Source organism: Pseudomonas capsici (genome assembly GCF_017165765.1).
GTDB lineage: Bacteria > Pseudomonadota > Gammaproteobacteria > Pseudomonadales > Pseudomonadaceae > Aquipseudomonas > Aquipseudomonas capsici.
The window spans coordinates 67,144-90,025 of sequence record NZ_JAFGZD010000019.1 but is presented as its reverse complement, the minus strand read 5'-3'; the positions used below and the strand labels follow the sequence as shown (position 1 = coordinate 90,025).

The following is a 22,882-nucleotide window of genomic DNA, read 5'->3' as shown; positions in this document are numbered from 1 at the left end:
TCAGTGCGGGACGGGCAGGGTGGTGATCTTCATGTGCGCGGGGCCGCTTGCCTGCGCCTCCTCTTCGCGCCGGGCGAACAGCACATGGCCTGCGGCCAGGCCGATGAACAGGTTGGCCACCGCCACCTCGAAGATATCCGTGGTCCAGCTGATCAGGCAGCAACAGAAACTGATCGCCAGCAACATGCGGCTCAGGGGGCTTTGCTCGTTGATCAGAGCGAAGAACAGGGGAATCTGTAGCGCATACAGCAACAGCCCGCTAATCCCCAGCATCACCCACAGGTAGATGACGCTGCTGTCGAGGGTCATGAACAGATCGGCACCCGGAACCGGAAACATCGTCAGCGTACTGCCGACCATGCCGAACCCCGCTCCGGTCATGCCCCAGCCAGCCAGGGTCATGGCCTCGACGATATTGGGCCAGGTATTGTTCAGCCGGTCGTACAGCGACGCCAGCGAGCTGCCGCCGCTGCTGACCGTTCTGGCATCGAAGTCATGCAGAAGGCCAAGCGTGGGCAGCAGCAGACCGGCCATGACCGCCAGGATGCAGGCCAGTCGGCTGGGCCAGGGCATCCGCTGGATCAGCAGCAGGCCGAGGGTCAGCATAAAGGCGACTGCGGGTGCCTTGCTGGTGGTCAGCACAATCCCATAGAGCGCCACTGCGCTCAGCAGCATGACGAGCGGCCGCGAGCGGATGAACATCAGCAGGTACAGGCTGTAGATGGCAATGATGATCGACAGCAGGCTCGACATCCGGGCGAAACCGGCAATCCGGTCTTCATCGTCCGAACTCCATGACATGTTGGCGCTGAGCTGCGTTTCGCCCACGCTGTAGCTGTAGCCTTTCCAGGGCACCAAGGTGTACTTGTCCAGCGCCAGTCCCGCCAGTGATGCCAGCAGGCAAAAGCCGACGGCCCAGGCGAGCAGCTTTCTGCGCCGGAACAGGTATTCACTGCACACCAGCCCGAAAAACAGCGGGCTCAAGGCGAACAGACTGAAGGCCAGATTGAACGGGCTGGCACCGTGCAGCATCCCCAGCGTCGCGAAAACCAGCCACAGCACCATGCACGTCCAGAACAGCCGTCCGGCCCTGAACGTGCGCAACTCCAGAGCAAACAACAGGACACAGGCCATCTTGGGCAGGTAGAGCAGCGGGCTGATGCCTGCCTTGTCGAAGTAGAAGCGCAGCACGCCGGAAAAGGTTTCGACCAGCATCAGGCCGATGACCACCCACACAACAACGGTCGATTTATCGAATGACAGGATCGACGGTTTCTCGGCCGTCTTGTCCGCAGGGTTCAACTCCATGATGTCGGCCTTCTGAAGAGCGTCAGGAATTTCGGATGGGCAAAGCTACCGCCCTCGACCGCGACAGGCGGGTCGATAAGGGAATAACCGAAGGAGGGGAGAACAGGTCTGGAGCGAATGCTCGCAACGGCGTGACAAGGGATATATCAGACGCAGTTCACGGAGCTGTCAACTCTGGAGGCGATCAAAACCGGATTGGAGGGGCCTTGGCCGCGACGACCAGTTGGAAGGCAACCCGTTTTCAGTACCTTGAACCTGCTGTCGCGGCCAAGGCCCTCCCACAGGAGCGCGCCTGGCCGCGACGGCGGTTTCAGAACATTACGGGTACTTGCGTCTGTCCGGAGCAGGCGGGAAGTACTGGTACAGCCAGGTCTCGCTGAGGGTGCGGTCCCCGGTGCGGATGAACATGCGCATTTCCACCGGCTCTACCGAGTCGCTGTCAGGCAGCCAGTCGAAGGTGATGCGGTAGCCCTTGATGTCTGGCAGCACCAGGATGTTGAAGTCCTGAACCTTGCCATGGGAAACCTTGAGCACCGGCTCGATACCTGTGCCTTCCGGCAGACGGTCCAGGCCGCCACCGTGGAAGTCCACCGCAAAGCGACGTGCCCAGTATTTCGGGTAGTGCTCGCCGGGTGCCCAGCCTTCGGTGAAGCCGCCCATGCCCGAACGGGTTGCGTTGACCTGAGCCAGCGGAGTGCTGACCGGTGGTAGCGGACTCCAGAACAGCTTGTAGCCGTAGTTGAGTGACTCGCCAGCCTTGACCTTGGCCTTGGGAGTCCAGAACACCACGATGTTATCCATCGTTTCGCCCGTGGTCGGGATCTCCAGCAGGCTGATCTCGCCTTCACCCCATGGCGTGGTCGGTTCGACCCACAGGCTCGGACGACGGTGGTACCAGACCACGGTGTCCTGATAGCTGGCAAAGTTGTGATCGTACTGGACCAGACCGAAGCCCTTCGGGTCCTTGTCCGAGAAGGCGTTGAACTGCAGTTTGGCCGGGTTGTTCAGCGGGCGACAGATCCACTCGCCGTTACCGCGCCACATGGACAGCCGGTCGGAGTCGTGCAGTTGCGGGTGAATCGAGTCGCACATGCGGCGCTCGTGGGTGCCGCAACTGAACATGCTGGTCATCGGCGTGATGCCCAGTTGCTCGATGTCGGCGCGGGCGTTGATGTGCGCGTCGACTTCCATCACCACCTGACCGGACTGGCAGTCGATGTCGAAGCGATAAGCACCGGTGGCGCTCGGCGAGTCCAGCAGGGCGTAGACCACGAAGCGGGTGGCATTCTTGTCCGGTGTTTCGAACCAGAACTTGGTGAAGTCGGGAAACTCTTCCTGACGCTTGGCGTAGGTGTCGATGGCCAGACCGCGTGCCGAGAGGCCGTACTGATTGTTGCCGTCCACGGCGCGGAAATAGCTGGCACCCAGGAACGACACGATGTCGTTGACGGCAATTTGCGGGGCCTTGAACAGCTTGAACCCGGCAAAGCCCAGGTCGCCCTTGACCAGATTCTTGTCGATGCCGCTGTTCTCGTAGTTGAACAGCTCATGACGGAAATGCACTTCCCGCGCCTGTTTGGTCTTGGCGTCGAGGCTGTACATGCGCACCGGGGTCTTGAAGCCCATGCCGACGTGGAAGAACTGCACGTCCAGCTGGCCTTTGACGTCGTTCCACAAGGAGTGCGCGGCGTCGTAGCGAATGGCGTTGAATTGCAGCGGCGTCATGTCCGCCAGTACCGGCGGCAGCACCTGCTTGGTGCTGACATAGGCCTTGCCGGCCAGTTGTTTGGCGTGAGCCTGCAATGTCGGGAAATCGAAATGTTCTATCTCGCCGTCCGCAGCGGCGGCAAGCGCTCGCGCAGCAAAAAGCCCCGAGGCCGGCAAGCTGCTGTAGGCGGCCAACGCCATGGAAGCTTTAAGGAGATTCCTGCGATTCATAAAAGTGAAGCCTCTGAGTAATTCTGTGCGTCCTGCACAAGAAAATGGCGCGCCAACGACTCCTTGCCGAACGCAAACTACCCACAACAGATAACAAAGACGAGATGCTGTTCCAAAATAGGTGCAAAAAAATGCCGCTCATCGTCAATGAATACGGCTCGAAAGAGGCTTCTGGCGAGGGATTCGAGAGCTGGGTCGACAGGCCCGTCATGGCCCGCCACCGCTTGGCACAAGGCTTCCAGAGGATTCGGGGGCGGCTGGAGAGCCTGCGGGATGAATTTACAGGGTGTGGGTAAGCTCGTTGCCGTGCAATATTCAGCAATCATTTTGCTAGTATCAGGTAGGCCTTATTCGCGAATGAATTCGCTCCCTCAGCCCTCCGGCAGTAGCCAATTCATTCGCGAAACCTACCTGACGAAAGTTTCACGATAAGCGTTATATCGTAACGCTATCATTCACGGCATTAGTCAGGTTCCGGGGTAGCGATGCGGGTTGATCTGGATGTAGGGCACGCTGACCTCGAAGGGCTGCCGCGCTTTCAACTGGCGGCACAACAGGCCCGACGCCTGAGTCGACTCAGGTACCTGGCTGTCGCCACAGGCATCACGGCGCTGGTGCTGGCGCTGTTCATCGATCTGTTTTCCCCCCGTTCCTTGTGGATGGCGGTGCTGGTCAACGGCGCGGCGGCCTTTTTGCTGCTGGCGGCGGGTCTGCAATCGGCTCTGTCCGTGGCACGCTGGCGCGCCGGGGCCATGGGTACGCTCGCGCCGTCGGAACAGAGCCAGACATTGCCGCAGATCGACGAAAGCGGCTGGTATGAGCGCCTGCTGACCCGCTTCAGCGATGCGGGCGAGTCCTTGCTTGACCATCTGGGCGCTTCGGCATTGTGGCTGGCGGGCTGGTCGCTGCTGGCGCTTATTTGCATCCGTCTGGTCTGGGACTTGAGCTTGCCCGGCACCGAGCTGTCATCTGTCGCCAACATGGTGGGCAGTCTCATGCTGCTGATGGCTTTCGGGTTGCTGGTGCTGGAGCGCCAGTTCAGCCATGAACAGACCGCCCAATGGCCTGAGGCCGGGCAACTGGCGCAACTGACCCGTATGGTGATCGGGGTCTTGCTGCTGGGGGCGCTGTGCCTGTTCTTCGCCAGTGCCGATCGTATCTGGCCGCCTCGGCTGGCCGTGCTGATCGGCATCCTGCCGATGCTGGTGGCCATCGAATTCCTGCTGCGCGCTGTGCTGTCGTTCTTCACGCCACGCAATGAGCGTCTTGAGCCTCGTCTGATGGCCAGCAGTTTCATGGCTGATCTGCTGCGCTGGCCGCCGCGCCCGCTGCTGGTGTTGCAGCACGAACTGCATAACCGCTTCGGTATCGACCTGCGCCAGATCTGGGCGCTGAGTTACATACGACGTGCCTTTCTGCCGGTACTGGCGGTGATTGCCGCGCTGGGCTGGGCATTGACCGGGGTGCATGAAATCCCGATGCAGGGGCGCGGGATCTATGAGCGTTTCGGCAAGCCTGTCGAGGTGTTCGGGCCGGGTCTGCAGGTCGGGTTGCCCTGGCCGTTCGGCAAGGTGCTGGCGGTGGAAAACGGCGTGGTTCACGAGATGGCCACCAGCGTTTCGGAGGCCAGTGCCGTGGAGCAGCTTCTGGACCCTGCCGAAGGTCCGCCGCCGGCCAGCGCCAATCGCCTGTGGGACGCCAGCCACATCAATGAAAAATCCCAGGTCATCGCCAGCAGTGCGGGGGACAAGCAGAGCTTCCAGGTGGTGAACATGGATGTGCGCTTTGTCTACCGTATCGGGCTGAGCGATGCCGCTGCGCTGGCCGCAACCTACAACAGCGCCGATGTACCGACCCTGATTCGCAGCACCGCCAGCCGTGTGCTGGTCCATGATTTTGCTTCCCGCACGCTGGATGAATTGCTCGGTGAACAGCGCACAGGGCTGGCCGATGAGATTGGCAAGGCGGTGCAGGCGGATCTGCAGCGTCTGGACAGCGGTGTGGAAATTCTTGCCACAGTGGTGGAGGCCATTCATCCACCTGCCGGTGCCGCCAATGCCTACCATGCCGTGCAGGCTGCGCAGATCGGTGCTCAGGCCTTGATCGCCCGTGAACGAGGCGCGGCCAGCGCACAAGCCAGTCAGGCGCAACTCAATGCCAGCGTTGCCCATGACCAGGCCAGCGCCAATGCCCGGGAGGTGCTGGCCACGGCACAAGGCGCAGACCTGCGCTTCAGTGCCGAGCGCCAGGCTTACGCCAAGGCCGGGCAAGCCTTCCTGCTGGAGCAATACCTGACCCAGCTCAGCCACGGTCTGAGCAACGCCAGATTGCTGGTTATCGATCACCGTCTGGGCGGCAACAGTGCGCCGACCATCGATCTTCGCACCTTCACCCCACCGGCAGACCCAACGGCGCCGCGTAAAGCCGCTCAGTAAGGAGTCGTCCCTTGAGTCTGTTCCATCATCACCATGATCATCACGACCACAGCGACCATGCCCATGGCGGGCATCATCACCATCATCACGATGAAGCCGCCGTGCCGGGCAAACGCACTTGGCTGCGCATGGGGCTGGCGGGGTTATTGATCGTCTTTGCCCTGGCGGCGGCGAGCCTGGTGCAGGTTCGCTCCGGGGAGGCGACTGTGATTACCCGTTTCGGCAATCCGTCCCGCGTACTGCTGGAGCCGGGCCTGAGCTGGCGCTGGCCTGCGCCGTTCGAAGCGACGATTCCCGTGGACCTGCGCCTGCGTACCACCTCCAGCGGCTTGCAGGACGTGGGTACTCGCGATGGTCTGCGGATCATCGTTCAGGCTTATGTGGCGTGGCAGGTACAAGGCGACGCGGACAACGTGCAGCGTTTCATGCGCGCCGTACAGAACCAGCCTGACGAGGCCGCTCGACAGATCCGCACTTTCGTCGGTTCGGCGCTGGAAACCACGGCCAGCAGCTTTGACCTGTCGAGTCTGGTCAACACCGATGCGAGCAAGGTGAACATCACCGCGTTCGAAAACCAGTTACGCCAGCAGATCGAACAGCAATTGCTCGCCACCTATGGCGTGAAAGTCCTGCAAGTGGGTGTCGAGCGCCTGACCTTGCCCTCGGTGACGCTCAACGCCACCGTCGACCGGATGCGCGCCGAGCGTGAAACCATCGCCACCGAGCGCACCGCTGCCGGCAAACGCGAAGCCGCACAGATCCGTTCGGCTGCCGAGCGTGATGCGCGGATTGTCGAAGCGGATGCCACGGTCAAGGCCGCGGATATCGAGGCGCAGTCCCGGGTCGAAGCCGCAGAGATCTATGGCCGCGCCTATGCGGGTTCGCCGCAGCTCTACAACCTGCTGCGCTCTCTCGACACCCTGGGCACGGTGGTGACGCCGGGCACCAGACTGATTCTGCGCACCGATGCTGCGCCGTTCCGGGTCCTGGTGGACGGACCGCCCACGCTGGACGGCAAGAGTGGATCGCAACCATGAGTGAGCCTTCAAGCCCATGGTTACAGGCCAGCCGCCTGGCGTTTCTGGGGCTGTATGGGGTGACGCTGCTGGCGGCCTTGGGCTGGGCGACATCCAACGTGCGGCAGATCGATCCCCAGAACCGCGCCGTGGTCATGCGCTTCGGTGAGCTGGAGCGGATACAGAACGCCGGTCTGCTGATCGCCTGGCCGCAGCCGCTGGAGCGGGTGGTGCTGCTGCCTTCGGCGGATCGGGTGATCGAGCGCCGGGTGGAAACCCTGCTGCGTTCGCCTCAGGCCCAGAAGGCCGATGAGGTTGCCACCTTTGCCGTGCCCATGAGCGATGCCCTGGCAGGCTCGGGCTTTCTGCTGACCGGCGATGCGGGTGTCGTGCAACTGGATGTGACGGTGTTCTATAAGGTGACCGACCCGTATGCCTTCGTGCTGCAGGGTGAACATGTGCTGCCTGCTCTGGATCGGCTGGTCAATCGCAGTGCCGTGACACTGACAGCAGGGCGTGACCTGGACACCATTCTGGTTGCCCGTCCCGAACAGATCGGAGTCGACAGCAACGCGGCGGAGCGACGTGAACGGTTGCGTGGCGATCTGGTACGCGGCATCAACCAGCGCCTGGCCGAACTGGCCGCGACAGGTTCTGGCGTGGGCATAGAAGTGGCGCGGGTGGATGTGCAGTCCAGCCTGCCCAAGGCCGCCGTCAATGCGTTCAATGCCGTGCTGACCGCCAGCCAGCAGGCGGATCAGGCCGTGGCCAATGCTCGCAATGAGGCGGAAAAACTCACCCAGGCCGCCAACCAGCAGGCCGATCGGACTCTGCAGGTGGCGCACGCCCAGGCGTCGGAGCGACTGGCCAAGGCCCAGACCGATACCGCGACCGTGGCCAGCCTCTCGCAGTCGGTTCAGAACCGTAACGATCCCGGCCTGTTGCAGCGCCTTTACCGCGAGCGCGTACCGAAAATTCTCGGTCAGGCCGGATCGGTCACCACGGTCAATCCCAAAGACGATTCCCGCCTGATCATTCAGGGAGCCGAACAATGAGTGGCGAAGCCGTCCACACCCATGCCAGACCCGAAGCCGCCAGCCTGTTGAGTCGTGCGGAGCAACGCAGCGCAGCACGTCAGTTGACCCTGGCCATGCTGGCCCTGGGCTTATTGGGGCTGGGTCTGATCTGGCGACTGATTGCGCCCGAGCAGACCGGTGTCAGCCAGTTGCTGCTGGGCGCGGCCTCGCTGCTGGTGGCGATCCCGGTGATCAGCGCCGGCTGGCACAGTTTGCGTCACCCGAGTCTGCACGGGATTACCGATCAGTTGATCGCTCTGGCGATGCTGGGCGCATGGGCGACAGGCGATCTCATGACGGCGGCCTTGCTGCCGATCATCATGATCTTCGGCCATGTGCTGGAAGAGCGCAGCGTCATCGGTTCCCAGGAAGCCATTGAGGCACTGGGCCAGTTGACCCGCAGCCACGCCCGGCTGATCAAGGCCGATGGCAGCGTGCAGGAAGTGGATAACTCGACGTTGCAGGCCGGTGATCAGGTCGAGGTCCGGGCCGGTGATCGGGTGCCAGCCGATGGTCGTGTACTTTCCGGTCAGGCCAGCCTCGACACTTCCTCCATCACCGGCGAGTCTGTACCGCTGGAAGCTCAGGCGGGCATGGAAGTCTACGGCGGCGCGATCAACCTCGATGGCCTGCTGCGTATTGAGGTGACGCGCACCGGCGACCAGTCCACGCTGGGCAAGGTCATTGCGCTGATGCAGAACGCCGAGCGCTCCAAGCCGCCTATCACTCGTCTGCTGGAGCGCTATGCCGGCAGTTACATGGTGCTGGTCCTGCTGATTGCGGCGCTGACCTGGTTCATCACTCAGGATGCCCAGGCGATGCTGGCCGTGCTGGTCGCGGCCTGCCCGTGTGCGCTGGTGCTTTCGGCTCCGGCGACGGCGATTGCCGGAATTGCCGTGGCAGCCCGTCACGGGATTCTGATTCGCAGCTCGGCCTTTCTCGAAGAACTGGCGGACCTGACTTCACTGGTTGTGGATAAAACCGGCACCCTGACGTTTGGCACCCTGCGCCTGCAATCGATACAGGACAGCGCAGGGCATGCCGACCTGCTGCCATTGGCGGCCAGCCTCGGCTCGGCCAGCAGTCATCCGGTCAGTCGCGCACTGGCCGGGCTTGTGGACAAGGATCAACTGCTGCCGCTCAGCGATATTCGTGAACGCCAAGGGCTGGGGGTGGTGGCTTCGACGGCCCATGGCGAAGCGGCATTGGGGCGTCCCGAGTTGTTCGAGCAACTGGGAATTGCCACCCCTGAGGTGCCTGGGCATGACGGTCCGCTGGCCGGGCTGGCGCTGGACGGCGTCTTTCAGGCCTGGCTGCTGCTGTCCGACACGCTCAAGCCCGAGGCGCACAAGGCGCTGGCCGAATTGCGTGAGCTGGGCCTGGGACGGCAACTGTTGCTGACCGGCGATCGCCAGACCGTGGCCGACACTCTGGCGCGGGAAGTGGGGATAGCCGATGTTCAGGCTCAGGCCCTGCCAGAGGACAAGCTCAACCGGGTCAAAGGTGAAATTGCCCACGGTTTCAGGCCTATGGTGGTAGGTGACGGAATCAACGATTCGCTGGCCTTGAAGGCCGGTGTCGTGGGCGTTGCCATGGGCGCAGGCGGTGCCGATATCGCCCTGGCTTCAGCGGATATCGTGCTGATCGGCAGCGACTTGCGTCGTCTCGGCACCTGCGTGCGCCTGAGTCGCCTGTGCCGCCAGACCCTGCAAGTGAACGTGATCATTGGACTGGGCTGGACATTGGCTATCGTTGCCCTGGCGGCCTTCGGTCTGCTGGGTGTTGCCGGTGCCATGCTGGCGGCGGTGCTGCATAACCTCAGCACTTTGCTGGTATTGGGCAATGCCGGGCGGTTGCTGCGTTTTCAGGAGCCCTTACTAAAATTGTAAGGCGGTGCTCAAGCCTGAAGAACTCCGTTACAAATTGATGGTCATTCAAGACTAGGGTGATCCATGAAAGGCTGCACGTTTGGCTCGAATCATTGGGCACAAGGCCGTTCCCTGTAATTTTTTCCCTGCCAATAGCCTCGGTTGCGGTTGAAACCGTCTGGACTGCCTTTTCCAGCTTCTGGACAGGGGAGCAATTGATATGAACGTGCAACTTCCATCGGCCTTGCAGAATCTTCACCTGCCATTGCGTCTCAAGCTCTGGGACGGTCATGAGCTGGATCTGGGGCCTGCGCCCAGCGTCACGATTTTCGTCAAGGACCCGCAACTGGTGTCCGACTTCAGTCACCCCAGCCTTGGCCTGCTCGGCAGCGCTTTCGTGGAGGGGCGGCTGGAGCTGGAGGGCTCCATTAGTGAGGTCATCCGGGTCTGCGACGAGTTGACCCGCGCTCTGCTGGACGATGAAGACTCCAGCTCTCCAGTACGAACTCGACACGACAAGGCCACCGATGCGGCATCGATTGCCTATCACTACGATCTGTCCAATCGCTTTTACCAGCTCTGGCTCGATCGGGAGATGGTCTATTCCTGCGCCTACTTCAAGACTGGCAGAGAAACGCTTGAGCAGGCGCAGCAGGACAAGTTCGAGCATCTGTGCCGCAAGCTGCGTCTCAAGTCCGGTGAGTATCTGTTGGATGTCGGGTGTGGTTGGGGCGGTCTGGCGCGTTATGCCGCCCGTGAGTACGGCGTGAAAGTGTTCGGTATCACCCTGAGTCAGGAGCAACTGGTGCTTGCCCGTGAACGGGTCAATGCCGAGGGACTGCAAGACAGGGTCGAGTTGCAATTGCTCGATTACCGCGATCTGCCTCAGGACCAGCGATTCGACAAGGTGGTCAGTGTGGGCATGTTCGAGCATGTGGGCCATGGCAACCTGCCGCTTTATACGCAGTGTCTGTTCGGCGCAGTGAAGGAGGGTGGGCTGGTGATGAATCACGGCATCACTGCCCGGCATACCGATGGCCGACCGGTGGGGCGGGGGGCCGGCGAGTTTATCGACCGTTACGTGTTCCCCAATGGCGAGCTGCCGCATCTGGCAATGATCAGCGGGCATATCAGCGACGCCGGGCTGGAAATCGTCGACGTCGAAAGTCTGCGCCTGCATTACGCCAGAACCCTGGAGCACTGGAGCGCTCGCCTCGAGGCGCGCTTGAGCGATGCCGCTGCTTTGGTGCCTGAAAACACCTTGCGTATCTGGCGTCTGTATCTGGCCGGTTGTGCCTATGCTTTCGCCAGGGGCTGGATCAATCTGCACCAGATTCTGGCGGTCAAACCCTTTGCCGATGGTGGGCATGGACTGCCGCTGACCCGTGAAGACCTTTATCGCTGAGGCTACAGGATCGGCGAGATCAGCCTTGCCACGCGCATGCCCAACTGGTGCAGGTGGCGGGTTTCACGGCTTTCCTCAAGGGAGATCTCGTGACTCAGGTTGAAGTCGTCAATCAGCATGGCTTCAACCTCGCGAGCGAAATTCGTATCGACGGTCAGCAGCATCAGCTCGAAATTCAGCCGGAAGGAGCGGTTGTCCAGGTTGGCGCTGCCGATGGCGGTGATTTCGTTGTCCACCAGCACCACTTTCTGATGCAGGAAGCCCGGTTTGTAGCGAAACACCCGCACGCCAGCCCGCACGGCATCGAAGGCGAACAGGGTGGAGGCGGCATACACCACGTAATGATCGGGACGCGAGGGCAGCAGCAGTCGAACATCGACACCGCGCAACACCGCCAGGCGCAAGGCAGCCGTCACGGCTTCGTCGGGGATGAAATAAGGGCTGGTGATCCAGACCCGTTCGGTCGCGGCGTGGATGGCTTCGACAAAGAACAGCGAACAGGTTTCCTGCGCGTCGGCGGGGCCGCTGGCCAAGAGTTGGCACAGCACGCCCTGTTCGGGAAAGGATTCGGGCAGGTTCATGGGCGGCAGCTCACGGGTGGCCCAGAACCAGTCTTCGGCAAACGACTCCTGCAGGCAGGCCACCACCGGGCCTATGACCTGCACATGGGTGTCGCGCCAGGGTGACAGCGGCGGCTTGAGGCCCATGTATTCATCCCCGACGTTGTGTCCACCCAGATAACCTTTCAACCCATCGACCACCACAATCTTGCGGTGATTGCGGAAGTTGATCTGGAAGCGATTGAGCCAGCCGCCATGGGTGGCAAAGGCTTTGATTTTCACACCGCCTGCGCGCAGCTTTTCGCTGTAGGAAGCGGGCAGGGCATGGCTGCCTATCCGGTCATAGAGCACGAAGATCGCCACGCCTTCGGCGGCCTTTTTCAACAGCAGGTTTTGCAGACGACGTCCGAGCTCGTCGTCATGAATGATGAAGAACTGCACCAGGATCGTCTGCCGGGCCTGCTCGATGGCAGCGAACATGGCATCGAAACTTGCCTGGCCATTGATCAGCAGTTTGACTTCGTTATTGGCCAGAGCCGGCATGCGCCCGAGTCTGGGCATGGCGCGCAGCGAGGCATAGGCATCCGAGCGCCGTGCTGCCACGGCCTCTTCGATCCAGGGCCGCCAGTTCAGGTTGGCAATGGCGTTGCGCATTTCACTGTTGGCGTCGCGCCGTGCCTTGATATAGGCATCGAACGAACTGCGGCCAAAGACCAGATAAGGAATCAAAGTGAAGTACGGAATGAAGAACAGCGGCATCGCCCAGGCAATTGCGCCTTGTGCAGTGCGCACGGTCAGCAATGCATGGATGGCAGCAGCGGTGCCCACCAGGTGAATGAAAGCCAGGACGTAGCCAAAGAAATACGGGCTATGGAAATCCATACGTAAACAATGCTCCTCACTTTTGCGCCTATAACAGACCACAGCCGCTCGGGATTGTCGCTATTTTAATCGCGGTGCAACTGGTCAACGCTTCTGTCGTCTAAGATGCGTCGGCCCGCTCAGGCTTGTCTGGGCAATGTTCTTACGAGGATTTTTTGAATGAACAAACGCGCGTTGGCGTTGATGTTTTGTCTGGCTGCACCCATGGCTCATGCCCAGATGCTGCAACCGGGCTTGTGGGAACTGACCTCCAGCAACATGCAAGTCGATGGTCAGGCGCTGCCGGATCTGCAACTGATGCTGGGCCAGTTGAAGAACCTGCCGCCTGAGCAGCGCGCCATGATGGAACAGATGATGAAGAAGCAAGGCGTCACTCTGGGTGGGCAAGGCGTGCGGTTCTGTCTGACCGAAGCCCAGGTCAAGTCGGACGATATTCCCCTGACCGATCCCAAGTCCGGCTGCTCGCAGAAGATCACCGCTCGCAACGGCCAGACCTGGAACTTCCAGTTCAGTTGCCCCAAGGCTCAAGGCACCGGGCAGGCACAGTTTCTCAGTAATCGCGAGTTCACCACCAAGGTGGTCGGCACCTTCAATGCGACCGGCCAGCAACAGAATGGCAGCATGGATACTCGCGCCGTCTGGCTAGGTCCGCAGTGCGGTGCTGTGGCTCCACGGACCTGATAACGTTCCACGTGGAACATTTTTCTTTTCGGTCATGGACTTACTGTCCGTAATTGCAGGATTTTCGGTAGTGCCAATCTTCATGTAAGGCTTCAAGTTTCACTTGTAACATGGTGTTATGTTATTACTATTGTTGCGGTGATACTTTCATGAGCCGGGATGCTCGCCTTGTTTCGTGAGACCTGCCATGCACCGACGTCAAATCCTGCTCAACATGCTTCTGGCCAGCGCTGCGCTGGCCTTGCCTTTTGGGGCCAGTGCCACTCAGATTCGCAATGCCCGGCTTTGGCGCAGCGATGACAAGCTGAGGCTGGTACTCGATCTGAGCGGGCCTGTGCAATACAAGACCTTCACCCTGGTTGCGCCTGACCGCTTGATCATCGATGTCACTGGCTCGCGGCTGACCGGGGATTTCAGCCAACTGGCGCTGGATCGTACGGTGATCAAGTCGATCCGTTCCGGGCATTACGGCCATGGCGACGATACCCGCATCGTGTTGGACCTCACGGCTCCCGTGCAGCTCAACAGCTTTCTGCTCGGGCCGGAAGGGGGGCAAGGCCATCGTCTGGTGCTGGACCTGAGCTCCACCGCCAGCGCGCCGGTGCAGATGGCTGCTGTCGCGCCGCCGCCTCCGGTTCAGGCTCAGGCTGTGGATAAGGCTCACCCCAAGCGGGACATCATGGTGGTGGTCGATGCCGGGCATGGTGGCAAGGACCCTGGTGCAGTCGGCTCCCGGGGCGAGCGTGAGAAAGACGTTGTGTTGTCTATCGCCCAACTGCTGGCCAAGCGTCTGAAGCGTGAAAAAGGCTTCGATGTACGGCTGGTGCGCAACGATGACTTCTTCGTGCCTCTGCGCAAGCGCGTGGAGTTTGCCCACAAGTCCAAGGCCGACATGTTCATCTCGGTGCATGCCGATGCTGCGCCGCGCCTGACGGCTTCCGGCGCTTCGGTGTTTGCTCTGTCCGAAGGCGGCGCGACATCGGCGACGGCGCGCTTCATGGCTCAGCGGGAAAATGGTGCCGACCTGCTGGGCGCTACTTCGCTGCTCAACCTCAAGGACAAGGACCCGATGTTGGCGGGTGTCATTCTCGACATGTCGATGAACGCCACCATCGCCGCCAGCCTGCAACTGGGTCATACCGTGCTGGGCAGTCTGGAAGGCATCACCACGCTGCATCAGAAACGCGTGGAACAGGCCGGGTTCGCGGTGCTCAAGTCACCGGATGTGCCGTCGATTCTGGTGGAAACCGGTTTCATCTCCAATAGCCGCGACAGTCAGCGACTGGTCACTGCTCGGCATCAGCAGGCCGTGGCCGATGGCTTGTTCGAGGGCTTGCAGCGTTACTTCCAGCGTAATCCGCCGCTGGACTCCCACATGGCCTGGGTTCAGGAGCAGAAGAAACAGGCGCAGGTCTGATGCGGCTCAGTGGCAGCCGCTCAGGCGGCTGCACGTGATCTTGCTGCGTGTGCCGTCTGAACTGGACACCCGGGTGATGGTGGTCCAGCCGACGCGCTGAATGGTGCCGATCCAGGCATCGCCGTTGGAGGCCACGCCAGTGAAGAAGGTCAACTGATCGTATCGGCTGTTGGTCTGCGCCCAGCGTTTTTTGCCTGTCACTTCATAGCCCCGTAAATACGTTGTCGAGCCTGCCGTCGCGACGCTGTAGCCATTGCCTTGCGCATCGCTGCACGCCAGCAGGTTCGCACTGCGGGTGCAGGTCGCCATATCCACGCTGGGCGGCCGCGGGCCTGCCGCCAGGGTTTGCCCGCTGATCACTATCAATAACGTGCACAAGCCTTTTGAAATGTGTTTCACGCAGACGCCCTTTGTCGAACGGGTTGGCAATTTTGCATCGTTATACTATAACATTGTCGGGTGATTAGAGCTGGCTGCCAAGGTGTCGCCAACAGACCCGGTGCAGCCTACATCAACAAGGCGCAAGCCTTGCAACCTGGCCCGAGAATCCTGATGCCGAATCGTCTGCCTGTTACCGTCCTGTCCGGTTTTCTTGGAGCCGGGAAAAGTACCCTTCTCAATCATGTGTTGCGCAACCGCGAGAATCTGCGGGTGGCCGTTATCGTCAACGATATGAGCGAGATCAACATCGATGGCGGCGAAGTCCAGCGCGATGTCAGCCTGAACCGGGCTGAAGAACGGCTGATCGAGATGAGCAACGGCTGTATCTGCTGCACCTTGCGCGAAGACCTGCTCGAAGAGGTCAGCCGCCTGGCTCAGGATGGACGTTTCGATTACCTGCTGATCGAATCCACCGGCATTTCCGAACCCCTGCCGGTGGCCGAGACCTTTACCTTTCGCGATGAAGCGGGCAACAGCCTGGCCGATATGGCGCGTCTGGACACCATGGTGACCGTGGTCGATGGCGTCAACTTCATGCTCGACTATCAGGCTTCCGAAAGCCTGGCGACCCGTGGTGAAACCCTGGGCGAAGACGATGATCGCTCGATTACCGATCTGCTGATCGAGCAGATCGAATTCGCGGATGTGATTCTGCTCAGCAAGATCGACCTGATCAGTTCCAGTGAACGCGAAGAACTGATGGCCATTCTCAAGCGCCTCAACGCCCATGCCGAGATCGTGCCGATGGTCATGGGTCAGGTGCCGCTGTCGACCATTCTCAACACAGGCCGTTTCGATTTCGAGCGCGCTTCCCAGGCGCCGGGCTGGCTCAAGGAGATGCGCGGCGAACACATACCGGAAACAGAAGAATACGGCATCGCTTCCACTGCTTACCGGGCGCGTCGGCCTTTCCACCCGGAGCGTTTTTTCAGCTTTATCGACCGGCCCTGGACCAACGGCAAACTGCTGCGTTCCAAGGGCTTCTTCTGGTTGGCGAGCAAATACAAGGATGCCGGTAGCTGGTCCCAGGCCGGCGGCCTGATGCGCCATGGCTTTGCCGGGCGCTGGTGGCGCTTCGTGGCGCGGGCGCACTGGCCTCAGGATCAGGAGAACATTACGTCGATCATGGACAACTGGTCGCCTGAAACCGGCGATTGCCGTCAGGAACTGGTTTTCATCGGTCAAGACATCGACTTCGCCCTGCTCACTGCAGAGCTGGATGCCTGCCTGCTCACCGATGATGAACTGGCCATGGGCGTGGAAAGCTGGCGCTTGCTGCCCGATCCGTTTGGCGACTGGCATGCCGAGGAGGCCGCCTGATGCTCGCTCCGGTCTTGAAATTCCAGCCCCGCGCCCGTCAGGTGCAGGGCAATACCCCAGAAGTGTTGGGGCAGGTGCTGGAAGATGGCGTCAATCTGTCGGTCTGGCAGCGCCAGTTGCCTGCACATATCGAGGACTTCGGTGCCTTGCTGTTGTCCCTGAACGAGCCGCTGGCGGAGTCCATGACCCTGGATGTGAAGGGCGGTGATGTCGAACCGAATCTGCAAGGTCTGGCCTCAGGCTATGCCGACTTGCAGGGTTACGACGGATTCATCGCGGATGTGTCGTGGCTGGTCAGCGCCTATGCGTGTCTGCTCGGGGCCGAATGCGTCGGTCTGCGTCTGCGAGCGCTGGACAAGGCCATGTGCCCGCGCTTTCACGTCGACCACGTGCCGGTGCGGCTGGTCACTACCTATGCCGGGATCGGCAGCCAGTGGCTCAAGGAAAACGCCATCGATCGCAAGCAGCTTGGCAGCCCTGAAGCCGAACCGCAGGACCCGGATCGTATCCAGCAGATCGATTGCGGCGCAGTGGCCTTGCTCAAGGGCGAGCGCTGGAGCGGCAACGAAGGGCTGGGGCTGGTGCATCGTTCGCCGCAACTGGAGCGCAACGAGCGTCGCCTGATTCTGACGCTGGACTGGCTGGCTTAATCGGGCGTCAGCCACTTGCCCTTGCTTTGCCCTTCGCAGAACGGCTTGAGATAAAGCGCGTCGCTGGCGATGCCGTAATAGTGGATATTCTCGTGATAGGGCATATTGGCAACCTGTGCGTTGCTGCAGATGCCAAAGGCACCGGCCGGGCAGCTTTCCGAGAAGGTCACTTCTGTTTTCTGACCTGCCAGTTGCGGTTTGCAGAAGCCGTCGCGGAACAGGTCTTTCGGGATGTTCAGGTTTTCCTGACAGACCTTGACGTCTAATCTCTCGGCCTGGCTGTGCACCAGACAGGCTTGAGCCCATACCTCGCCGGATGTCACTGTCAGCAGCATCAACGCCAATCGAACGGGCAGCCTCAGGGCTCGCATTGTCAGCTTTCCTTCATCATTGTTTGCAAACGACACTCTCCAGAAGCGACCCCAGATGCTGCAGAACATCCCGACCCATGTGATCGGTGGCCCGCTGGGCGCCGGCAAGACCAGCCTGATCAAGCACCTGCTGGGCCAGAAACCGGCCGATGAACGCTGGGCAGTGCTGATCAACGAGTTCGGCCAGATCGGTCTGGATGCTGCGCTCCTGACCGTGGATGCCGATGGTATCGCACTTGGCGAAGTGGCTGGCGGCTGCCTGTGCTGTGTCAACGGCGTGCCGTTCCAGATCGGTCTTGGGCGGCTGCTGCGCAAGGCACGGCCCGACCGGTTGTTCATCGAGCCTTCGGGCCTTGGCCATCCGCTGCAACTCATGGCTCAGTTGCGACAGGCGCCATGGTTGGGTGTGCTCAGTGTTCAGCCTGGCGTGATGGTGCTGGATGCTATGAGCATGGCGGCAGGTCAGCCGCTACCGGACACCCAGCAGGATGCGCTGGTGGAAGCGGGGCTGGTGGTGATGAACAAGGCACAGAATGTCGATCAGGCGTCACGCCAGCGGCTGGCTGAGGCATTGTCGGAACATTCGCTGGTCTGGGTCGAGCAAGGGCAGCTTGAGTTGGCGCACTTGCCGGGCTTTGAGGTGCGAGGGTCTGTGGATAACCGAGTTGTGGATAACCTCGTTCTGCCCCCCAGCCTCGGTCAACTGCCGGCTGTCTGGGCTGATCCGAAGGAACCGATCTGCCTGAGTCAGGAGAATGTGGACGGTTGGAGTATCGGTTGGCGCTGGCATCCTTCCCGGCAATTTGACCTGGAAAAGCTCCGTCAGTGGCTGGAAAGCCTGGCATGGCGGCGTGCGAAGATGGTTATCCACAGCCCGGAAGGCTGGTTTTCAGCCAATGGGCTGGAGGGTTCGCGCCTGGAATGGCAGGGCAGCGAGTGGCGCCGGGATTCACGTCTGGAGCTGATCTTCCAGACGCCGGAGGACAGCGCCACGCTTCAGAATCGACTGGCTCACTGCTTGCGCTGTTGATGAGTCTCGCGCCATTTGTGCATTTCGATTATTTCAGCGCCAGGTGGTGGCGTTTTAATTTCAAACGGGTAGGGTGCGAGTTCGATCTGCGCTGAATGAGCACCGAACATGGTGATTGTGCCGGGATGACGCTGTTCGCCGGTGACCGTGAACTCGAAGCCATAGACACGTGCCAGACGCTTGTGGCCCTGGGCATCGCGGATGAAAGCCAGGCGGCGCAGTGCGACATTGCCGTCCAGCAATTCCAGATCGAGCCGGGCACAATGCTGTTTGACGCGCTCCAGCGCTCGCTCGCGCAGACCGTGGGCATGCCACAACCAGGCTGCTGCACTTGCGAACAGCATCAGCACGAAAATGTTTCCCAGGGTCAGCATGGCAGAGTGCTCCTACTCAGGAGTCTTCAGCTTAACTGCCCAAAGTGATTTACAGCCATACTGCGCGACTTAAATTTCTTATTACTGCATTTGCATCGTGTTCAGGATCCTCCCATGAAACGTACACCTCACTTGCTCGCCATCCAGTCCCACGTGGTCTTCGGCCACGCAGGCAACGGCGCAGCGGTGTTCCCCATGCAGCGTATCGGGGTCAATGTCTGGCCGCTCAACACGGTCCAGTTCTCCAATCACACCCAATACAAGCAATGGACGGGCGAAGTGCTGGCTCCGCAGCAGATCCCGGCGCTGATCGAAGGTATTGCGGCAATCGGTGAGCTGGGCAACTGCGATGCCGTGCTGTCCGGTTATCTGGGCAGCGCGGCGCAGGGCAGGGCGATTCTGACGGGGGTGGCGCGTATCAAGGCGGCCAATCCCAAGGCGCTGTACCTGTGTGATCCGGTCATGGGGCATCCCGAGAAAGGTTGCATCGTTCCGGCCGAGGTCAGCGATTTTCTCTTGGAAGAAGCCGCAGCCGTTGCGGATTTCATGTGCCCGAACCAGCTGGAACTGGACAGCTTTGCCGGTCGCAAGCCCGAATCCCTGCTCGATTGCCTGGCCATGGCGCGAGCGCTACTGGCACGAGGTCCCAAGGCTGTGCTGGTCAAACACCTGGATTATCCCGGCAAGGTGGCCGATGGTTTTGAAATGCTGCTGGTGACCGCCGATGCCAGCTGGCACCTGCGCCGCCCGCTGCTGGCCTTTCCGCGGCAGCCGGTGGGCGTGGGCGATCTGACGTCGGGGCTGTTCCTGGCGCGGGTGCTGCTGGGTGACGATCTGGTCGCGGCTTTCGAGTTCACGGCTGCGGCAGTGCATGAAGTGCTGCTGGAAACCCAGGCGTGTGGTAGTTATGAGCTGGAGCTGGTGCGGGCACAGGACCGGATTGCTCATCCGCGGGTGCGATTCGAGGCGGTACGCTTGTAAGCGGGCCTGTCGCGAATGAATTCGCTCCCTCAGGCAGGAGCGAGTTCATTCGCGAAAAAGCGCGATTACGGCGCTTCTTCCTTGATCTCCTGATAACGCTTCTCCAGTTCCTGGCGAATCTGGCGGCGTTGCTGGGCCTGGATGAAGCGGCGTTTGCCTTCGGCGGTTTCCGGCTCCAGTGGCGGGACGCTGGCCGGTTTGCGGTTGTCGTCCACCGCAACCATGGTGAAGAAGCAACTGTTGCTGTGGCGTACCGAGCGCTCGCGGATATTCTCGGTCACAACCTTGATCCCGACCTCCATCGAGGTATTGCCGGTGTAGTTCACCGAGGCCAGGAAGGTTACCAGTTCGCCGACGTGAACCGGCTCGCGGAAAATCACCTGGTCCACGGACAGCGTCACTACGTAGCGCCCGGCATAACGGCTGGCGCAGGCGTAAGCGACTTCATCCAGGTACTTGAGTAACGTTCCGCCATGCACATTGCCAGAGAAGTTGGCCATGTCCGGGGTCATCAATACAGTCATCGACAGCTGGGCGTTTCCGGGTTCCATAGCGTACTCACACGGTCAAGGTCATCATGAGTGGCGCCTTGTGCCAGCGCTCACGAGGGTGGTTCAACTACCTGCAACAGACAGTTATCGGGACGCTGGCGGATTGAATGCCGTCACGCTCGGGGATCTATCTGTTTCCATATATTGCACCGGCTTTCTCTCGACGGGTGCAGTGTTATTCTCCCAAAACCCGTGGATCGGGTTTTTTCTTACGCTTTTAGCAGCGTTTTCTTGATGCAACTTCCGGTTTTTCAGCTTCGCTGGCTATTTGGAAGAGTCAGGCATCATTTATCAATAAGGAGCCACACCCATGCATGCCGTCAATTTTATCCAGGACTTGGCAGTGATCATGCTGGTGGCGGGTGTGGTAACCATCCTTTTCCATCGCCTCAAGCAGCCGGTGGTGCTGGGCTATATCGTTGCGGGTTTTATCATCGGCCCGCATACGCCGCCAGTCGGGCTGATCCATGATGAAGGCACCATCAAGACCCTCGCAGAGCTTGGGGTGATCTTCCTGATGTTCTGCCTGGGGCTGGAGTTCAGCCTGCGCAAACTGTTCAAGGTCGGGGCCACGGCGTTCATCGCGGCTTTTCTGGAAATTGCCCTGATGATCTGGATCGGCTACGAAATCGGCCAGTTCTTTGGCTGGAAAACCATGGATTCGCTGTTCCTGGGCGCAATTCTGGCGATTTCCTCGACCACCATCATCGTAAAGGCCCTCAATGACCTGAAGATGAAGAACCAGCACTTTGCCCAGTTGATTTTCGGGGTGCTGATCGTCGAAGACATTCTGGGCATCGGCATCATCGCCTTGCTGTCGGGGATCGCGGTCAGTGGCGCGGTGAGTTCCGGCGAGGTCTTCTCCACGGTCGGCAAGCTGTCGCTGTTCATGATCGTGGCCCTGGTGATCGGCATTCTGCTGGTGCCGCGACTGCTGTCTTACGTCGCGAAGTTTGAAAGCAACGAAATGCTGCTGGTGACGGTGCTTGGCCTGTGCTTCGGTTTCTGCCTGTTGGTGGTGAAGCTGGAATACAGCATGGTGCTGGGTGCATTCCTGATTGGCGCGATCATGGCTGAATCCCGCCAACTCATGAAAATCGAGCATCTGATCGAGCCTATTCGCGACATGTTCAGCGCCATCTTTTTCGTGGCAATCGGGCTGATGATCGATCCCAAGGTTCTGCTGGACTATGCCTGGCCCATCGCGCTCATCACCGTCGCCGTAGTGCTGGGCAAGATGCTGTCCTGCGGGCTCGGGGCTTTCATTGCCGGTAACGATGGGCGAACCTCGTTGCGTGTCGGCATGGGGCTGTCACAGATTGGCGAATTTTCCTTCATCATCGCAGCGCTTGGGATGACCCTGCAGGTCACCAGCGATTTTCTGTATCCCGTGGCTGTGGCGGTTTCGGCCATTACCACGCTGCTGACCCCTTACCTGATTCGCGCCGCTGACCCGCTGTCGCTGCACCTGGCGTCGATCGTGCCCGGGCGCGTGGCGCGGGTATTCAACATGTACGGCGAATGGCTGCGCAGCATCCAGCCTCAAGGGCAGGGCGCGGTGCTGGCGTCCATGATCCGGCGGATATTGCTGCAGGTCGGGGTCAACCTGGCGCTGGTGATAGCGATCTTCTTCAGCGGCGGTTATTTCGCCGGACGCATTGGCGCTTACATGAATGAGTGGGTCAGCGATGTGGGTCAGCAGAAGGCCTGGATCTGCGGAGCCGCCTTGCTGTTGTCGCTACCGTTCCTGATTGCGGCGTACCGCAAGCTCAAGGCGCTGTCGATGCTGTTGGCCGAGATGGGCGTGAAGCCTGAAATGGCCGGGCGACATACCGTGCGGGTCCGCAAGGTGGTGGCTGAAGTGATCCCGCTGCTGTCGCTGGTGGTGATCTTCATTCTGCTGGCTGCCTTGTCGGCAAGCATTCTGCCGACAAGTGAGCTGCTGCTGGTGATCGTGCTGATTGCGGCAGTGGTTGCAGCCTTGCTGTGGCGCTGGTTCATCCGGGTGCATACGCGGATGCAGATTGCCCTGCTGGAAACCCTGGGCAACAACAATCAGGAGTCGTCCGGGCATTGAGCCCGGCGATACCTGCTTGCGGGATGTCTCAGCTTTCCAGCCAGACGTCCCGTGCCCAGTGCCAGACCGATTCCCAGTTCTCTTCGGTCACCAGTTCTTCTTCGCCGGACCACAGCACGACGGTGCCATCTTCTTCGACGCAGTAATAATCGTCGCCGTCCTGGCAGATCGGGATCAGTTCACGGGGCACACCCAGATCCCAGGCGGTCGCGGCGACATCCGGCAGATAGGTGTGTGACTGAGGGTCGGTAACGGTGACTGGCTCAAGGCTGCCATACACGACGTCGCTGACGGTCAGCAGAAATTCCTTGAAGACGTAAGGAATATTGATAAACAGCTGTTCCTCGATCTCGACGAGCTGGTCTTCGTCAGGCAGTTCGAGGGGAACCGGGACCGGCTCGTTTTGTTCACGCAATTGTTCGATGACTTCTTCCACGACATGGGTCCTCTAAGCTTGATGGCGCGGGTTATACAGTAGCCTAAAGCTTTTCTCAAAATAAC

Annotated in this window: 20 protein-coding genes; 12 read left to right on the top strand and 8 right to left on the bottom strand. The window is 60.5% G+C overall.

Annotated features, from left to right (window positions below; genetic code table 11):
- Both JSY17_RS20805 and JSY17_RS20800 read right to left on the bottom strand, forming a co-directional pair.
- A complete protein-coding gene (locus JSY17_RS20805) occupies positions 1-1,308 on the bottom strand; it encodes a hypothetical protein (protein WP_206402831.1) in 1,308 nt (435 codons plus the stop codon).
- A gap of 318 nt (positions 1,309-1,626) precedes the next feature.
- Entirely contained in the window at positions 1,627-3,246 is a 1,620-nt protein-coding gene (locus tag JSY17_RS20800) for a glucan biosynthesis protein D (RefSeq protein ID WP_117180616.1), read from the bottom strand.
- A 485-nt stretch (positions 3,247-3,731) separates the two neighbouring features.
- On the opposite strand from JSY17_RS20800, the gene hflK (JSY17_RS20795) reads away from it, so the two are divergent.
- From hflK (JSY17_RS20795) to cfaB, 5 genes are all read left to right on the top strand, one after another.
- Positions 3,732-5,681 carry a protease modulator HflK gene (gene hflK / locus JSY17_RS20795; protein WP_206402832.1) on the top strand — a complete coding sequence of 650 codons (1,950 nt, stop codon included), beginning with the start codon at positions 3,732-3,734 and terminating at the stop codon, positions 5,679-5,681.
- Positions 5,682-5,692: 11 nt separating this feature from the next.
- Positions 5,693-6,718 carry a protease modulator HflC gene (gene hflC, locus JSY17_RS20790; protein ID WP_206402833.1) on the top strand — a complete coding sequence of 342 codons (1,026 nt, stop codon included), beginning with the start codon at positions 5,693-5,695 and terminating at the stop codon, positions 6,716-6,718.
- On the top strand, positions 6,715-7,752 hold the full coding sequence (hflK, locus tag JSY17_RS20785; protein WP_122372819.1) for a protease modulator HflK: 1,038 nt from the start codon (positions 6,715-6,717) through the stop codon (positions 7,750-7,752). The genes hflC and hflK (JSY17_RS20785) overlap by 4 nt, the downstream gene beginning before the upstream one ends.
- Positions 7,749-9,662 (top strand): cation-translocating P-type ATPase, encoded by a 1,914-nt coding sequence (locus tag JSY17_RS20780; protein ID WP_206402834.1) that lies wholly within the window; start codon positions 7,749-7,751, stop codon positions 9,660-9,662. The genes hflK (JSY17_RS20785) and JSY17_RS20780 overlap by 4 nt, the downstream gene beginning before the upstream one ends.
- A 199-nt stretch (positions 9,663-9,861) precedes the next feature.
- Positions 9,862-11,046: a C17 cyclopropane fatty acid synthase CfaB gene (gene cfaB, locus JSY17_RS20775; protein WP_206402835.1), complete on the top strand. Its 1,185-nt coding sequence runs from the start codon at positions 9,862-9,864 to the stop codon at positions 11,044-11,046.
- Positions 11,047-11,048: 2 nt separating this feature from the next.
- Here the strand turns inward: cfaB and cls are convergent, their stop codons facing one another.
- Positions 11,049-12,488, bottom strand: coding sequence for a cardiolipin synthase (cls, locus tag JSY17_RS20770; protein ID WP_200977134.1), 1,440 nt, complete (start codon positions 12,486-12,488; stop codon positions 11,049-11,051).
- A gap of 159 nt (positions 12,489-12,647) precedes the next feature.
- Between cls and JSY17_RS20765 the strand changes: the two genes are divergently transcribed.
- Together JSY17_RS20765 and JSY17_RS20760 are read left to right on the top strand one after the other, a co-directional pair.
- On the top strand, positions 12,648-13,169 hold the full coding sequence (locus JSY17_RS20765) for a DUF3617 domain-containing protein (RefSeq protein ID WP_206402837.1): 522 nt from the start codon (positions 12,648-12,650) through the stop codon (positions 13,167-13,169).
- A gap of 187 nt (positions 13,170-13,356) precedes the next feature.
- A complete protein-coding gene (locus JSY17_RS20760) occupies positions 13,357-14,586 on the top strand; it encodes an N-acetylmuramoyl-L-alanine amidase (RefSeq protein ID WP_117180623.1) in 1,230 nt (409 codons plus the stop codon).
- Between the two features lie 6 nt (positions 14,587-14,592).
- On the opposite strand, the gene JSY17_RS20755 is transcribed toward JSY17_RS20760, so the two are convergent.
- Positions 14,593-14,985, bottom strand: coding sequence for a glutamine synthetase (locus JSY17_RS20755; protein WP_404823076.1), 393 nt, complete (start codon positions 14,983-14,985; stop codon positions 14,593-14,595).
- A gap of 153 nt (positions 14,986-15,138) precedes the next feature.
- Between JSY17_RS20755 and zigA the strand changes: the two genes are divergently transcribed.
- Positions 15,139-16,347, top strand: a complete 1,209-nt coding sequence (zigA, locus tag JSY17_RS20750; protein WP_117184693.1) for a zinc metallochaperone GTPase ZigA — start codon at positions 15,139-15,141, stop codon at positions 16,345-16,347.
- The gene (locus tag JSY17_RS20745) at positions 16,347-16,997 is read left to right on the top strand and encodes a DUF1826 domain-containing protein (RefSeq protein WP_117167882.1); all 651 of its coding nucleotides are present in this window, start codon (positions 16,347-16,349) and stop codon (positions 16,995-16,997) included. The genes zigA and JSY17_RS20745 overlap by 1 nt, the downstream gene beginning before the upstream one ends.
- On the opposite strand, the gene JSY17_RS20740 is transcribed toward JSY17_RS20745, so the two are convergent.
- A complete protein-coding gene (locus tag JSY17_RS20740) occupies positions 16,994-17,368 on the bottom strand; it encodes an NADH:ubiquinone oxidoreductase (RefSeq protein ID WP_117167881.1) in 375 nt (124 codons plus the stop codon). The two genes, JSY17_RS20745 and JSY17_RS20740, sit on opposite strands and share 4 nt — an antisense overlap.
- A 55-nt stretch (positions 17,369-17,423) precedes the next feature.
- Between JSY17_RS20740 and JSY17_RS20735 the strand changes: the two genes are divergently transcribed.
- The gene (locus JSY17_RS20735; RefSeq protein WP_206402838.1) at positions 17,424-18,398 is read left to right on the top strand and encodes a CobW family GTP-binding protein; all 975 of its coding nucleotides are present in this window, start codon (positions 17,424-17,426) and stop codon (positions 18,396-18,398) included.
- Here the strand turns inward: JSY17_RS20735 and JSY17_RS20730 are convergent.
- Positions 18,380-18,772 (bottom strand): DUF3301 domain-containing protein, encoded by a 393-nt coding sequence (locus JSY17_RS20730; RefSeq protein ID WP_117167879.1) that lies wholly within the window; start codon positions 18,770-18,772, stop codon positions 18,380-18,382. The two genes, JSY17_RS20735 and JSY17_RS20730, sit on opposite strands and share 19 nt — an antisense overlap.
- Before the next feature lie 114 nt (positions 18,773-18,886).
- Between JSY17_RS20730 and pdxY the strand changes: the two genes are divergently transcribed.
- Positions 18,887-19,753: a pyridoxal kinase PdxY gene (gene pdxY, locus JSY17_RS20725; protein ID WP_117167878.1), complete on the top strand. Its 867-nt coding sequence runs from the start codon at positions 18,887-18,889 to the stop codon at positions 19,751-19,753.
- 65 nt (positions 19,754-19,818) lie between these two features.
- Here the strand turns inward: pdxY and JSY17_RS20720 are convergent, their stop codons facing one another.
- Complete coding sequence (locus JSY17_RS20720; RefSeq protein WP_117167877.1) at positions 19,819-20,304, bottom strand: acyl-CoA thioesterase; 486 nt, start codon at positions 20,302-20,304, stop codon at positions 19,819-19,821.
- Between the two features lie 310 nt (positions 20,305-20,614).
- Between JSY17_RS20720 and JSY17_RS20715 the strand changes: the two genes are divergently transcribed.
- Complete coding sequence (locus JSY17_RS20715; protein WP_117180628.1) at positions 20,615-22,381, top strand: cation:proton antiporter; 1,767 nt, start codon at positions 20,615-20,617, stop codon at positions 22,379-22,381.
- A gap of 28 nt (positions 22,382-22,409) precedes the next feature.
- Here JSY17_RS20715 and JSY17_RS20710 read toward each other — a convergent pair whose 3' ends face one another.
- Positions 22,410-22,817 (bottom strand): SMI1/KNR4 family protein, encoded by a 408-nt coding sequence (locus JSY17_RS20710; RefSeq protein WP_025262580.1) that lies wholly within the window; start codon positions 22,815-22,817, stop codon positions 22,410-22,412.
- Positions 22,818-22,882: the final 65 nt, after the last annotated feature.